The organism is Flavobacterium panici, from assembly GCF_903819335.1.
Taxonomy (GTDB): Bacteria; Bacteroidota; Bacteroidia; order Flavobacteriales; family Flavobacteriaceae; genus Flavobacterium; species Flavobacterium panici.
In genome coordinates this window covers 41785-55151 of the sequence record NZ_CAIJDE010000032.1, presented here as the reverse complement: position 1 = coordinate 55151, position 13367 = coordinate 41785, and the positions used below count along the sequence as shown (strand labels likewise).

General features: G+C 33.9%; 11 protein-coding genes. All 11 read left to right on the top strand.

The window, feature by feature from the left end:
- The first annotated feature begins 209 nt into the window (after window positions 1-209).
- The 11 genes from FLAPXU55_RS05175 (at window position 210) to dtd (ending at window position 13334) form a co-directional block, all read left to right on the top strand.
- Window positions 210-2603, top strand: coding sequence for a ribonucleoside-diphosphate reductase subunit alpha (locus tag FLAPXU55_RS05175; RefSeq protein ID WP_180856856.1), 2394 nt, complete (start codon window positions 210-212; stop codon window positions 2601-2603).
- Between the two features lie 85 nt (window positions 2604-2688).
- On the top strand, window positions 2689-2913 hold the full coding sequence (locus FLAPXU55_RS05170; RefSeq protein ID WP_180856855.1) for a hypothetical protein: 225 nt from the start codon (window positions 2689-2691) through the stop codon (window positions 2911-2913).
- 48 nt (window positions 2914-2961) lie between these two features.
- Window positions 2962-3168 carry an addiction module protein gene (locus FLAPXU55_RS05165; protein WP_053472514.1) on the top strand — a complete coding sequence of 69 codons (207 nt, stop codon included), beginning with the start codon at window positions 2962-2964 and terminating at the stop codon, window positions 3166-3168.
- Complete coding sequence (locus FLAPXU55_RS05160; RefSeq protein WP_180856854.1) at window positions 3169-3468, top strand: type II toxin-antitoxin system RelE/ParE family toxin; 300 nt, start codon at window positions 3169-3171, stop codon at window positions 3466-3468.
- A gap of 352 nt (window positions 3469-3820) precedes the next feature.
- Window positions 3821-4648: a prephenate dehydratase gene (locus FLAPXU55_RS05155; protein ID WP_180856853.1), complete on the top strand. Its 828-nt coding sequence runs from the start codon at window positions 3821-3823 to the stop codon at window positions 4646-4648.
- Window positions 4649-4793: 145 nt separating this feature from the next.
- Window positions 4794-5939 carry a pyridoxal phosphate-dependent aminotransferase gene (locus FLAPXU55_RS05150; protein ID WP_180856852.1) on the top strand — a complete coding sequence of 382 codons (1146 nt, stop codon included), beginning with the start codon at window positions 4794-4796 and terminating at the stop codon, window positions 5937-5939.
- Between the two features lie 136 nt (window positions 5940-6075).
- Entirely contained in the window at window positions 6076-6933 is an 858-nt protein-coding gene (locus FLAPXU55_RS05145) for a prephenate dehydrogenase (protein ID WP_053472519.1), read from the top strand.
- A gap of 13 nt (window positions 6934-6946) precedes the next feature.
- Window positions 6947-8029, top strand: coding sequence for a bifunctional 3-deoxy-7-phosphoheptulonate synthase/chorismate mutase type II (locus tag FLAPXU55_RS05140; protein WP_180856851.1), 1083 nt, complete (start codon window positions 6947-6949; stop codon window positions 8027-8029).
- A 217-nt stretch (window positions 8030-8246) separates the two neighbouring features.
- A complete protein-coding gene (locus FLAPXU55_RS05135; protein WP_235991993.1) occupies window positions 8247-11609 on the top strand; it encodes a VIT domain-containing protein in 3363 nt (1120 codons plus the stop codon).
- Window positions 11610-11748: 139 nt separating this feature from the next.
- On the top strand, window positions 11749-12726 hold the full coding sequence (gene rsgA / locus FLAPXU55_RS05130) for a ribosome small subunit-dependent GTPase A (RefSeq protein WP_053472522.1): 978 nt from the start codon (window positions 11749-11751) through the stop codon (window positions 12724-12726).
- Between the two features lie 155 nt (window positions 12727-12881).
- A complete protein-coding gene (dtd, locus tag FLAPXU55_RS05125; RefSeq protein ID WP_180856850.1) occupies window positions 12882-13334 on the top strand; it encodes a D-aminoacyl-tRNA deacylase in 453 nt (150 codons plus the stop codon).
- The last annotated feature ends 33 nt before the right edge of the window (window positions 13335-13367 follow it).

Sequence of the window (13367 nt, the reverse complement as noted above, 5' to 3'; positions counted from 1 at the left end):
CAGAACATTTTAGGTTAAATCTCTATCACCCAAATCGGAGATTTAATAGCAATTTTAACGGCTTTTCGGTTTGATATTCAAATTGGGAAAGGACAACTATTGAGAATCCTGTAATTCTCGAAAAATAATTTAAAAACACGCAATGTTTAAGGACTGGAATTCGTTTTCTAGTTACTTTCATTTATTCAATAACTTTAAAAAGTAAGCTTATGTATGTAGTAAAAAGAGATGGACACAGAGAGCCTGTAATGTTTGACAAGATTACAGAAAGAATCAAAAAATTGTGTTACGGCCTGAATGAGCTTGTAGATCCGGTTAAGGTAGCAATGAGAGTTATCGAAGGATTGTATGATGGAGTTTCTACTTCTGAATTGGATAATCTTGCGGCAGAAACTGCGGCATCTATGACGATTGCTCATCCAGATTATGCGCAATTAGCAGCTCGTGTGGCGATTTCAAATTTACACTCTAATACAAAAAAATCTTTCTCAGAAACGATGAAAGATATGTATCACTACGTAAATCCAAGAAATGGTCAGGATGCGCCATTAATTGCTGATGACGTATTTAAAGTGATTCAGGAAAATGCTGCTTTTTTAGATTCTCATATCATTTATACAAGAGATTTTAATTACGATTATTTTGGTTTCAAAACCTTAGAGCGTTCTTATCTTCTAAAAATAAACGGAAAAATCGTAGAGCGTCCGCAGCACATGTTGATGCGTGTTTCTGTTGGTATTCACTTAGATGATTTAAAATCAGTAATTGAAACTTACGATTTAATGTCTAAAAAGTTCTTCACGCACGCAACTCCAACGTTGTTTAATGCCGGAACTCCAAAACCTCAAATGTCTTCTTGCTTCCTTTTGGCAATGCAGGATGATAGTATTGATGGTATTTATGATACACTAAAACAAACAGCAAAAATTTCGCAATCGGCGGGAGGAATAGGACTTTCTATTCATAACGTTCGTGCAACCGGATCTTATATTCGTGGTACAAACGGAACTTCAAACGGAATTGTTCCAATGTTGAGAGTATTTAACGATACAGCTCGTTACGTAGATCAAGGTGGTGGAAAACGTAAAGGAAGTTTTGCGATTTATATCGAAACCTGGCATGCTGATATTTTTGATTTCTTAGATTTAAAGAAAAATACAGGAAAAGAAGAAATGCGTGCAAGAGATTTATTCTTCGCCATGTGGACTTCAGATTTATTCATGAAACGTGTTCAGGAAGATTCAACTTGGACTTTAATGTGTCCTAACGAATGTCCGGGATTATATGATGTTTACGGAGATGAATTCGAAGCATTATATACAGATTATGAATTTAGAGGAAAAGGAAGAAAAACAATCCGCGCTCGTGAATTATGGGAGAAAATCCTTGAATCACAAATCGAAACCGGAACACCATATATGTTGTACAAAGATGCAGCAAACCGTAAATCGAACCACAAGAATTTAGGAACAATTCGTTCTTCTAACTTGTGTACAGAGATTATGGAGTTTACTTCTAAAGATGAAATTGCAGTTTGTAACTTGGCTTCAATCTCTTTACCAATGTTTATTGAAAACGGAAAATTCGATCACGAAGCGCTTTACAATGTTACAAAACGTGTAACTCGTAACCTGAACAAAGTAATCGACAGAAACTATTACCCAGTAAAAGAAGCAGAAAATTCAAACATGCGTCACCGTCCGGTTGGTTTAGGTGTGCAAGGTTTAGCTGATGCATTCATTATGTTGCGTATGCCGTTTACAAGCGATGAAGCTAAAAAATTAAACCAAGAGATTTTTGAAACATTATATTTTGCTGCTGTAACCGCTTCTATGGAAATGGCAAAAGAAGAAGGACCATATTCTACATTTGAAGGTTCTCCAATGTCAAAAGGAGAATTCCAATACAATATGTGGGGAATGAAAGATGAAGAATTATCTGGTCGTTGGGACTGGGCTTCATTAAGAAAAGAAGTGGTAGAACACGGAGTTCGTAACTCATTGCTAGTGGCGCCAATGCCAACAGCTTCGACTTCACAAATTCTAGGAAACAACGAAGCTTTTGAACCATATACATCAAACATTTACACACGTCGTGTATTGTCTGGAGAATTTATCGTTGTAAACAAACATTTACTTCATGATTTGGTAGACAGAGGTTTGTGGAACGAAACGTTGAAACAAGAAATTATGCGTAATAACGGATCTGTTCAAAATATTGATGTGATTCCGCAAGACTTAAAAGAACTATACAAAACAGTATGGGAAATGTCGATGAAAGATATTATCGATATGTCTCGTCAAAGAGGATATTTCATTGACCAGTCTCAATCGCTAAACCTGTTCATGCAGGATGCCAACTATTCTAAACTAACGTCAATGCACTTTTACGCTTGGCAGTCAGGTTTAAAAACAGGAATGTATTACCTAAGAACAAAAGCAGCTGTAGATGCGATTAAATTCACATTAAACAACGATAAAAAAGAAGAAACAGCTCCATCATTAGTTGCAGAAACTGAAGCAATCAGCGTTGAGGATTATAAAGCAATGCTTTTAAAAGCACAAGCTGCAGATCCTGAAGATTGCGAAATGTGTGGATCTTAGTAATTTTAGATTGTAGATCTGAGATTTTTAATTATATGAAAAGCAGTTATTGTAATGATAACTGCTTTTTTAATATAAAAATTTTATGGCAAAAGTAATAATGGAAAGTTGGAGATACGGATTACAGGTGGTATCTCTCACTAAATTGCAATATGAAAAGCTTGGTTTGTCTTTACTTGAATCTAAAACAAATGCTGATATGCTTTTAGAAGATCAGATAATAATTTTAGAAATTGAAGATGAAAATGTGGCTAGGGAATTTCTTGAAGAGGCGGATAGATTTGGTGTAAATTGTAGACTTTTAAGTTAATTAATTTGATTAAATTTGTAACATTATAATACTAGAAATACTGATAATATGCAAATCAAAAATCTATCTAAGTATAGTAATGCTGAAAAAATTGTTTTAGCAGAGCAGTTGTGGGACAGTGTTTCTAAAGAAGATTTGGAAATTTCTGATGACGTAAAAAGGGAATTAGATATTCGTATACAAAATTTAGAAGAAGGAAAAACAGAATTATATTCTTGGGATGAGGTTAAAGCTCATTTAAAATCTTTGCGATAAGTGTATAAACTTCATTTTGTAAAAGAAGCTTTATTTGATATCGAAGATATTGTTCTTTGGTATGAAGAGCAAAGAATTGGGCTTTCTTATGATTTTGAACTTTGTTTAGAAGCAGGAATTGATTCTATTTCAAGAAATCCTGATTTATTTCAAAAGAAGTATAAAAATATAAGAATGCATTTTATTTCAAGATTCCCTTATGGAATTCATTATCTAGTAGAAAAAGATCAAATATTTGTAATTGGTATTTTTCACACTTCTCGTTCTCCTAAAAATTGGTCTAAAAGGTTAGGGCTGTAAAAAATTTCAGAACTTAGCATCTTAGCCCCATAGAAAATCCCATTGTAAATATCTCATTTTAAGCCCATATTTTTATATTATCATACAAATCAGCTTAAATTTGTTAAGAAATCCCTTTTTGTTTCATAAAATGCAATATTTTTTTTGGTGCAGTAAAAATAATTTATACATTCGCAGAGAATTTACAAAATAACACAAACAAAATGGCAACTAACCGTTTTTATTTTAGCAACAGTTTTTATTTCTTCTTTAGTAGAAGTCAGGATTGTGCTATGGTTATTTGAGAAATATTTCTAAGACAAATAAAACTAATATACAATCCTGATGCAAATCAGGATTTTTTTTTGAATATATGACAACGAAAATTGCAATACAAGGTATTAAAGGATCTTTTCATCATCAGGTTGTGAAGGAGTATTTCTCTGAAAATGTGGATATTGATGAATGTTTGTCTTTTGAAGAATTGATCGACAGCCTTATTGCCGGAAAATCAGATCAGGCGGTTATGGCAATCGAAAATTCAATTGCAGGTCCAATTATTCCGAATTATGCTTTGATCGACAAGAATAATTTGCACATTATTGGAGAGCATTATTTAAACATTCAGCAGAATTTAATGGCTTTAAAAGGTCAGAAAATTGAAGATATAAAAGAAGTTCATTCACATCCGATGGCGCTTTTGCAGTGTATGGATTTCCTGAAACAATATCCAAATATTAAATTGATCGAGGATAAAGATACAGCCGAAACAGCTAGAAGAATTCAGGAAAAACAGTTAAGAGGAATTGCTGCAATTGCAAGTGTAACAGCTTCTGAAATGTACGATCTGGATATTATTGCATCATCAATTCAAACGATAAAAAACAATATGACACGTTTCGTAATCATTAAAAAGCAAAATTCATTTTTGCCTGAAAGCGAAATCAACAGAGCATCAATCAAATTTGAATTAGATCATAAAAGAGGAAGCTTGGCAGCAGTTTTAAATGTAATGAGTGACTGCAAACTGAATTTGACAAAAATCCAGTCGCTTCCAAAAATTGAAACACCTTGGAAATATTCATTCTTCGTAGACGTGACATTTGAGAAATATGAAGATTTTGCAAAAGCCAAAACGTTATTAAATATTATGGCAGAATATTTTAAAGTTCTGGGAGAATATAAAAATACAAGGCCTTAAAAAGGAAATACCAATTTTTTTAAATTCCAAATTCCAAAGGGTTGAAATAATAAATTGTCAGGCTGAGCGAAGTCGAAGCCCACAAAGTTAGAAAGTTAAAAAAGAGCCTAAAGCATACAGCTTAAAGCCTAAAGCAATAAAAAAAATGATTACAACAGCAAAAAGATTAGATACAGTTGAAGAATACTACTTCTCCTCAAAATTGAGAGAAGTTCGTCAACTTATGTCTGAAGGAAAATCGATCATCAATATGGGAATCGGAAGCCCTGATTTGAGTCCGTCAAAAGCAGTAATTGAAGCAGTCGCTGCGGCAATTCAAGACGAAAACGGACATGGTTATCAAAGCTATCAGGGATTACCGGAAATGAGGCAGGCGATGGCAGATTTTTATAAAGATCAGTTTGGTGTTGAGTTGAATCCAAATAATGAGATTTTACCTCTTATGGGTTCAAAAGAAGGAATTATGCACATTTCGTTAGCCTTTTTAAATGAAGGTGATCACGTTTTAATTCCAAATCCGGGTTATCCAACTTATACTTCGGTAACTAATTTAGTACAGGCAGTTCCGGTTTATTATGATTTGAAAGAAGAAAATGGATGGGAACCGGATTTTGAAGCTTTAGAAAAATTAGATCTTTCGAAAGTAAAAATTATGTGGCTGGGATATCCGCACATGCCAACAGGAGCGAGAGGAAGTTTAGTGTTATTTGAAAAATTGGTTGCTTTTGCTAAAAAACACAATATATTATTGATCAACGACAATCCGTATAGTTTTGTTTTGAATGATAACCCAATGAGTTTATTGCAGGTTGAAGGTGCAAAAGATGTGGCTTTAGAATTAAATTCATTAAGCAAAACCTTCAATATGGCCGGCTGGAGAGTAGGAATGGTTTTAGGAAATCCTGAAATTATCGATGCAGTCCTCAAAGTAAAAAGCAACATGGACAGCGGAATGTTCTACGGAATTCAGAAAGGTGCAATCGCCGCTTTAAAATGTGATAAATCATGGTTCGAAGATCAAAACAAAATTTACAGACGCCGAAGAGAATTAACAGAAAAACTGGCAGAAAAATTAGGCTGTAAAGTGTATAAAGAAGGAGTTGGGCTTTTTGTCTGGGCAAAATTGCCGGAAGGAATAGAATCAGCAGAAAAGTTCATTGACGAAATATTATACGAGAAACATATTTTCATTACACCGGGAACAATCTTCGGAAGCAATGGTGAAGGATATATCAGATTCTCATTGTGTGTAAAAGAGGAAAAAGTACAAGAAGCGATAGATCGATTTTGAAAATTTTAGATATCAGATTTTAGATTTTAGATTGTCAGGCTGAGCGAAGTCGAAGCCCACGTTCCAATTGGAAAGCCCTTCGACTTCGCTCAGGGTGACAAATAAAAAATCAAGATTTGGAAATTAAAGAAATAGTATGAAAGTATACGTAATAGGAATAGGATTAATAGGCGGTTCGATGGTGCTGGACATCAAAGACCAACATCCTGATTCGACAATTTTTGGAATCGACAGCAACGAAAAACACTTGCAGGAAGCCATTGATCTAGGAGTTATCGACGAAGCAGGAAGTTTTGAAGATTTGGCAGAAGCCGATTTTGTAATCGTTTCAGTTCCGGTTGATGTCGCACTGACGGTTTTGCCTAAAGTTCTGGATTCGGTTGGAGATAAAACAATTGTTTTTGAGGTAGGTTCGACTAAAAAGCCAATTTGCGAAGCAGTAGCAAGTCATCCGAAAAGAAGAAATTTTATTGCTACGCATCCGATAGCGGGAACGGAGTTTTCAGGACCTTCGGCGGCGATAAAAGGTTTGTTTAAAGGAAAAACAAACATTATTTGCGAAGTGGAAAAAACCACTTTTAAATTGCAGGAAAAAGCATTAAAGCTTTTCAGCGAAATAGGAATGAGGATTCGATATATGGACCCAACTTCGCACGACAAACACATTGCTTACGTTTCGCATTTGTCACACATTAGTTCGTTTATGCTGGGTAAAACGGTTATGAATAAGGAAAAAGACGAACAGGATATTTTTGACATGGCGGGAAGTGGATTTGAAAGCACCGTTCGTTTAGCAAAAAGTTCTCCCGCAATGTGGACACCAATTTTTAAGCAGAACAAAGAACACGTTTTGGAAACATTGGAAGAATATATTTCAAATCTCAGTCGGTTTAGGGATTTGTTGAAAGATGAAAATTACAACGCCATTTTTGAAGAAATGGAAAGCACAAATAAAATAAAAGAGATATTAAACGGATTAACAATTAAAAAGTAAACTATAAATTAAGATGGAAAATAAAAAAGAAATGAGAAAGTGGTTAGAAGATTTCAATTTAAATCACCCACTTGTGATAGCTGGACCATGTAGTGCAGAAACAGAAGATCAAGTATTGAAAATTGCTCACGAATTAAAAGATTCAAAAGTTAGTGTATTCAGAGCAGGAATCTGGAAACCAAGAACGCGTCCGGGAGGATTTGAAGGTGTTGGAGAAATTGGATTAAAATGGTTACAAAAAGCAAAAGCTGAAACTGGTTTATTAATGGGAACTGAAGTTGCAACTGCGGCTCACTGTAAACTGGCTTTAGAGCATGATATCGACGTATTATGGGTTGGTGCCCGTACAACTGCAAATCCATTCGCAGTTCAGGAAATTGCTGATACTTTAAAAGGAACTGATAAAATCGTTTTGGTTAAAAACCCTGTAAACCCGGATTTAGCTTTATGGTTAGGTGGTGTTGAGCGTTTACACATGGCTGGAATCGAGAAATTAGGAGTTATTCACAGAGGTTTCTCTACTTACGAAAAAACAAAATACAGAAACATTCCAGAATGGCAGATCGCTATCGAATTACAAAATAAATTCCCTGATTTACCATTAATCATCGATCCATCTCATATTACCGGAGATCGTAAAATGATTTTTGAAGTAACGCAAGAAGCTTTAGATTTGAACTACGATGGTATGATTATCGAAACGCACTTCGATCCGGACAACGCTTGGTCTGATGCTTCGCAACAAGTTACTCCAGATGCTTTGAAACAAATCATCAAAGATTTGACGATCAGAAAAACGGATGATACTACAGATGAGTACAGCCAAAAAATGACTAAACTAAGAGCTAACATCGACGTTCTTGATGCTAACTTATTAGAATTGTTAGGAAAACGTATGAAAGTAGCTGACGAAATTGGTCAGGTGAAAAAAGATGCAAACGTTGCAATTCTTCAAAACAACCGTTGGAACGAAATCTTAGGAAAAATGATTTTAGAAGGTGAGAAAAAAGGTCTTACTGAGGAGTTTGTTTTGAGAATGTTCAAAGCAATTCACCAGGAAAGTATTGGTCACCAAGAGAAGATTTTCAACGCATAATTTTTTCTAAAACCATATAAGTTATATAAGTGTTATAAGTTTTATTTGATTTTTGTAAATCCAATTATTAGATTTTCTTATATCACTTATATGGTTAAATTTTATAATCTCCATTGTCGTAAGGCTTTGGAGATTTTTTTTGGAAATAAGTATTATCCTCCCAACCTTTGGATGTTTTTTATTCTCTATATCAATATACAACCTTAACTTTCACGTTATGAAATCTAAAACCACTGTTTTTATGCCAGCAATGTTTCAAGTTAACTTCAAATTGTTATTTTGTTTTGTACTGTTTTTAGGAACAAAAACTTTTGCACAAAGCCCTGAACTAAATGTTAAAGGTGATGATCCTGAAAAAGTGAGAATGAACAAACTTTTAGTCAATGTAAAAGTTGTTGGGAATATTGCTTACACCACTGCCGAAATGCATTTTTTTAATTCTGGAACTCGACAGATGGAAGCAGAACTTATTTTTCCGCTGCCGGAAAATGTTTCGGTTTCAAGATATGCCATTGATATCAATGGAAAAATGAGAGAAGCTGTTCCGGTTAATAAAAATAAAGGGAAACAGGTTTTTGAAGCTATTGAACATCGTCGTGTTGATCCGGGATTGTTGGAGAAAGTAGATGGAAATAATTTCAGAACCAGAATTCATCCTTTAATGCCAAACGGAGAACGAACTGTAATAATTGGTTATGAAGAAGAACTTTCGGCTTTTGATAAAGATAATCTGGCATATCAATTGGTAAGTCGTTTTCCGAAAAAATTAGATCAGTTTGAAATTAATGTTTCCGTTTTAGGAACTTCAACAGCACCAACAGTTACTGAAAATTCAGGAAACGAAATTGTCTTTTCAAAATGGAATCAAGCTTTTCAGGCTTCTGTTAAAAAAGAAAATTACCAGCCTGCAGAAAAAATAGTGCTAAAAATTCCGATACAGCAAAGTATTCCGAGTGTTTTGATGCAGGATGTTGGCGGACAACATTACTTTTACGGAAATACTTTTATCGAAGGAAATAAAACAGTTAAAAAAATACCAGCTTCAATTGGATTAATTTGGGATAACTCTTTGAGCTGTCAGAATAGAGATTTAAAGAAAGAATTGAATTTGCTGAATGCTTATTTTCAGAAAATAAAAAACACAAAAGTTACGCTGTACTTTTTGAATTATAGTTTTGATAAACAACAAGAATATATTGTTTCTAACGGAAATTGGGATGCTTTAAAAACCGTTTTAGAGAAAACAAAATACGATGGAGGGACTCGTTTTTCGCAACTCAACTTTACGGGTCAGGACGAATATTTGTTTTTTACTGATGGATTATCTTCTTTGAGCGAAAATCTTCTGCCAAAAACTAAAAAAACAATTTATACCATTACTTCTTCAGTATCTGCCGATTTTGCTTTTCTGAATTATTCAGCAATGCAAACGGGTGGTAATTTTATCAATTTAAATCAGATCAATACTGAAATCGCTTTGGATAAATTGACAAATACAAATTTGAAATTTTTAGGAATAAAAGAGAATTTAACCGTGACTGATTTGTTTCCGATAGAAGGAACTTCTGTTTTAGGAAATTTTAGTTTTTCGGGAATTTCTTTAAATCCAAAAAATGAGATTACGTTATTATTCGGATATAATAATGAAGCTGTTTTAGAAAGAAAAATTACGCTTGATGGTGCTATCCAAAACACAAATGATGTAAATATTGAAAAACTTTGGGCACAGAAAAAAATAGCCAATCTTGATTTTGAATATGCTAAAAATGCTGATGAAATTGAACTTTTGGGAAAGAAATACGGCATCATTACTAAAAATACTTCGTTGATTGTTTTAGAAGATATTCGCGATTATATTTCGTATGATATTATTCCGCCAACGGAATTACGTGCTGAATTTGACAGAATCAAAAAACAGGAATACGATACTAATTTGGCTCAGCAAAAAAGTAATTGGGACAATATAGAAAGTTATTTTAACGGATTAGATAGTTGGTGGAAAAAGAATATAAAATATAAAGGACAGAAAATTGCATCTAAGTATAAACACAAAGGACAAGTTCAAGTTCCGCCGCCACCCCCACCGCCAGGAGCAAGAGGCAGAGATGGGGATATAACAATTGGAACTGAAACTATAAAAGGAGATCCGGATGCTGTTTTGACAATAGACGAACCGGTTGGGGCAGGGTCAGCAGCAGAAATGGTTATTGAGGAAGACAATAATGTAATTCAGACATCTCCCGCATCGTCTGCGCCAAAAGCTAATCAGGTAAAATTTGTTGCGCCTACAGTTACTGAAATAAAAGATAAAAAAGTTGGAAGTGAAGTAATACAAAGAGAGACAAATGCTGCTAAATTAGAAGAAACAGTTGTAGTAGGATATGGAACACAAAAAAAATCTGATGTTGTTGGTGCTATTTCAGAAGACATCTCAAAAAATAAATATATTCCACAAGATTCAAATCTAGATCAGGGATATTTAGCCGGAGATTCAAAAAAGCCTTTAATTATAGTTGATGGTCAGTTTTATGAGGGTGAATTCACCGATTTAAAGTCAGATGATATCGATACCATAGATGTTTTGAAAGATGCTTCGAGAATTGCTGCTTATGGCAGCAGAGGGGCAAATGGAGTTATTATAATAACAACGAAAAAGCAGTCTTCAAATAGTGGAGTTGTCCAAACAAAAAGTTGGAATCCAGATCGATTGTATTTAAAAGCTTTAGCAAAAGCTCCAAAAGAAAAACAATACGATTTGTATTTTGAATTAAGAAAAGCACAGGAAAGAAATCCGAGTTTTTATTTTGATGTGGCGCATTTCTTCTACAATCAGGGAGATGTTAAAAAAGCATTATTGATTATCAGTAATATTGCCGATTTAGGTTTAGAAAATCATCAGCTTTATAAAACACTAACTTATACTTTACGCCAATGGAAAGATTACAATGATGCAGTTTTTACCGCAAAACAAGTTGCAAAATGGAGAGAACATGAACCGCAAAGTCTTAGAGATTATGCTTTAACACTAGAAGATGCAGGAAAATATCAAGAAGCTTTTGATCAATTAATTAAAGCTTTGGAAGTAAATTATTACGGAGAAATGGACGGGCAGTATGAAGGTGTTGAAGATATTATTTTAATGGATATTAATCGATTGATGGCAGAGCATTCAGGTTTGAAAACAGGAAAACTTGATAAAAAATATACAACAAAAAAGCCAGTTGATATTCGAATTATTATGAACTGGAACCAAATGGATGTCGATTTAGACTTGCATGTTATTGAACCAACAAATGAAGAATGTTACTACAGCCATACTTCAACACAAATTGGAGGAAGATTTTCTAAAGATTTTACAGAAGGTTATGGCCCGGAACAATATATAATTCGAAATGCTGTAAAAGGTAAATATCAAATTAAAACCAATTATTTTGGAGAAACAGAATTAACTGAAAATGGCCCAGCTACAATTATGGTTGAAATTTATACAACTAAGGCTGGAAAAATATCCAGAACTTTAAAAACGATTCAGTTAGGAAAAGTAAAAGAAAATGAAGTTTTAGCTGAAATAATATGGTAAGATTCATAAATTCAAATTAGAGATTTCAAATTTAAAAGGCGAAGTTGCGTTGTTCAATTCTAAAAACGTAATTTTGCCTTTTATTTTTTAGTTGGAAGAGCAATCTAAAATCTAAAGTCGAGCAATCTAAAATTAAAGAATGACAGGAATCGTATATAAATCTACAGGAAGCTGGTACACCGTAAAATCTGAAAAAGGCGATTTTATTGAGTGCCGTATGAAAGGGAAATTCAGAATGAAAGGTATTAAAAGCACCAACCCAATTGCTGTAGGCGATATTGTCGATTATGAATTAGAAGAAACTTCGGATGCCTTAACGGGAACAATTCATAAAATTCACGAAAGAAAAAATTATATCGTTCGTAAATCGGTTAACTTATCCAAACAGATTCATATTATTGCTTCAAATATTGATCAGGTTTTTTTACTGATTACTATTGATAATCCACCAACTACAACAAGTTTTATTGACCGTTTTCTAGTAACTGCAGAAGCATACGGAATTGAAGCTGTTTTGATTTTCAACAAAATCGATACGCTCAACGAACAGACTTTAGACGATCAGCTTTACTTACAGCATATTTATACCGAAATTGGATATAAATGCCTCCGAATTTCATCAACAGAAAATAAAGGAGTTGATAAACTTAAAGAAATGATGGTTGGAAAAGTAAGTATGTTTTCCGGACATTCGGGAGTTGGAAAATCGACTTTGGTAAATGCAATGGAACCAAGTCTGCATTTAAAAACTACTGTAATTTCAGAACAAAGCAAACAAGGACAGCATACAACTACTTTTGCCGAAATGTATGATTTGTCTTTTGATGCGAGAATCATCGATACACCTGGAATTAAAGGTTTCGGAATCGTTGATATGGAACCATCAGAAATCAGCGGTTATTTTCCGGAATTTTTCAAACTGAAAGACCAATGCAAGTTTAACAATTGTCTCCATAAAGAAGAACCGCATTGTGCCATAAAAGCAGCTCTAGAAAAAGATGAAATTGCATGGTCACGTTACAATAGCTACCTTAAAATTCTTGAAGGCGATGAAGAACATTACCGTACTGATATTTATGGTGATGATCGTGCAGCGAGTGATGAAACGAGAAAGTAATTGAAATTCCAATTTTTTCAAATTCCAAATTCTAAAAAAAAATAACGTATTGAAATGTCGAGATGCACTGCAGTGCATCTAACGCTAGAATTGAAAATCTATTTAATCCGTGTAATCTGTGGTCAATAAACTATGCCGCATTAGATCAAAATAAAATGAAAATTGTTCTTCAAAGAGTTTCCGAAGCATCCGTAACCGTTGATGGTCAAAAAACAGCAGATATACAAAAAGGATTATTAGTTTTAGTTGGAATTGAAGATGCCGATACTCAGGAAGACATTGACTGGCTTGCCGGAAAAATAATAAAAATGAGAATTTTTGGCGACGAAAATGATGTCATGAACTGCTCGGTTCAGGATATTGACGGAGAAATTATTGTTGTTAGTCAATTTACACTTCACGCTTCCACAAAAAAAGGAAACCGTCCATCTTATATAAAAGCTTCAAAACCGGAGTTTGCAATTCCTATGTATGAGAACTTTGTAAAAGCTTTAGAAAAAGAATTTGACAAAAAGATACAAACCGGAATTTTTGGTGCCGATATGAAAGTCAGTTTGTTAAATGATGGTCCTGTAACGATCTTAATCGACAGCAAAAACAGAGAGTAAAAATAAACTCAACAAATGTTAAGAATTTCTAAA

Coding starts and splice junctions, on each gene's coding strand:
- FLAPXU55_RS05175 (WP_180856856.1), top strand. CDS start 210: ATGTATGTAGTAAAAAGAGATGGACACAGAGAGCCTGTAATGTTTGAC.
- FLAPXU55_RS05170 (WP_180856855.1), top strand. CDS start 2,689: ATGGCAAAAGTAATAATGGAAAGTTGGAGATACGGATTACAGGTGGTA.
- FLAPXU55_RS05165 (WP_053472514.1), top strand. CDS start 2,962: ATGCAAATCAAAAATCTATCTAAGTATAGTAATGCTGAAAAAATTGTT.
- FLAPXU55_RS05155 (WP_180856853.1), top strand. CDS start 3,821: ATGACAACGAAAATTGCAATACAAGGTATTAAAGGATCTTTTCATCAT.
- FLAPXU55_RS05150 (WP_180856852.1), top strand. CDS start 4,794: ATGATTACAACAGCAAAAAGATTAGATACAGTTGAAGAATACTACTTC.
- FLAPXU55_RS05145 (WP_053472519.1), top strand. CDS start 6,076: ATGAAAGTATACGTAATAGGAATAGGATTAATAGGCGGTTCGATGGTG.
- FLAPXU55_RS05140 (WP_180856851.1), top strand. CDS start 6,947: ATGGAAAATAAAAAAGAAATGAGAAAGTGGTTAGAAGATTTCAATTTA.
- FLAPXU55_RS05135 (WP_235991993.1), top strand. CDS start 8,247: ATGAAATCTAAAACCACTGTTTTTATGCCAGCAATGTTTCAAGTTAAC.
- rsgA (WP_053472522.1), top strand. CDS start 11,749: ATGACAGGAATCGTATATAAATCTACAGGAAGCTGGTACACCGTAAAA.
- dtd (WP_180856850.1), top strand. CDS start 12,882: ATGAAAATTGTTCTTCAAAGAGTTTCCGAAGCATCCGTAACCGTTGAT.